2 protein-coding genes are annotated in these 1374 nt (G+C 73.4%); one reads left to right on the forward strand and one right to left on the reverse strand.

What is annotated here, in order from left to right:
* Positions 1 to 690 (reverse strand): 1,4-dihydroxy-2-naphthoyl-CoA synthase (locus Q7T15_RS05060; protein WP_304693918.1); only part of this gene is annotated, 690 nt, incomplete at its 3' end.
* 66 nt (positions 691 to 756) lie between these two features.
* On the opposite strand from Q7T15_RS05060, the gene Q7T15_RS05065 reads away from it, so the two are divergent.
* Positions 757 to 1374, forward strand: a 618-nt coding sequence (locus tag Q7T15_RS05065; RefSeq protein WP_304693920.1) for an enolase C-terminal domain-like protein, incomplete at its 3' end; no start/stop codon positions are given.

A 1374-nucleotide genomic window follows, 5' to 3' on the forward strand; every position in this document is an offset into this window, starting at 1 on the left:
GGCGTGCGGCACGACCGCGTTCACGGTTCCCATCTCGAAGGCGCGCTCGGCGTCGTACTCGCGGGCGAGGAAGAAGATCTCGCGCGCGATCTTCTGCCCGACCTGCTTGGCGAGGTAGGCGCTGCCGTAGCCGGCGTCGAACGAGCCCACGTCGGCGTCGGTCTGCTTGAAGCGCGCGTGCTCGCGGCTCGCGATCGTGAGGTCGCACACGACGTGCAGCGAGTGCCCGCCGCCCGCGGCCCACCCCGGCACGACGGCGATGACGACCTTCGGCATGAAGCGGATGAGGCGTTGCACCTCGAGGATGTGGAGGCGGCTCGCCCTCGCCGGATCGACGGAGTCGGCCGAGTCTCCCTCGGCGTACTGGTACCCGGAGCGGCCGCGGATGCGCTGGTCGCCGCCCGAGCAGAACGCCCACCCCGCATCCTTCGGGCTCGGCCCGTTGCCGGTCAGCAGCACGACGCCGACGCGCGGGTTCTGCCGGGCGTCGTCGAGCGCGCGGTACAGCTCGTCGACCGTGTGCGGGCGGAACGCGTTGCGCACCTCGGGCCGGTCGAACGCGATGCGCGCGATGCGGCCTGTCGTGTCGAGGTGGTACGTGATGTCGGTGAGGGCGTCGAAGCCCTCGACGGGCCGCCAGCGCTCGGAGTCGAACAGCTCGGAGACGTGCGGGGCTGCGGGCTCGGCCATGCCGCCAGCCTACGCGCGGGGGCGCGGCTCGGCCTGAGGGAGCGGCGCGGTGACAGACTGTGCCGCATGACGACGCCGGTGACGGATGCCCTGCCCCCGCTCGACGAGGTGCTGAGCGGCTCCGCCGTGGTGTCGGTGCCGCTGACGACGCGGTTCCGCGGCGTCGAGCACCGCGAGGCCGTGCTGCTGCGCGGCCCGGCCGGGTGGAGCGAGTTCAGCCCCTTCCCCGAGTACGGAGACGCCGAGGCCGCGACGTGGCTCGCCGCAGCCCTCGACTACGGCTGGCGCGACTCGCCGGCGGCGGTGCTGCGGGAGAGCATCCCTGTCAATGCGACCCTGCCGGCGGTCGCGCCCGACCGCATCGAGGCGGTGCTCGCCCGCTACGACGGCTGCCGCACCGTGAAGATCAAGGTCGCCGAGCGCGGCCAGACCCTCGCCGACGACGTCGAGCGGGTGCGCGAGACGCGGCGGCTCATCGGGGCCGAGGGGCGGATCCGGCTCGACGCGAACGGCGCCTGGAACCTCGACGAGGCCGAGCACGCCGTGCGCGCGCTCGAGCAGTTCGACCTCGAGTACGTCGAGCAGCCGTGCGCGAGCATCGACGAGCTCGCCGAGCTGCGGCGGCGCATTCACCGCATCGACGTGCTCGTCGCCGCCGACGAGAGCGTGCGCAAGGCCGCCGAC

It is taken from the genome of Microcella sp. (assembly GCF_030645145.1).
Taxonomy (GTDB): Bacteria; Actinomycetota; Actinomycetes; order Actinomycetales; family Microbacteriaceae; genus Microcella.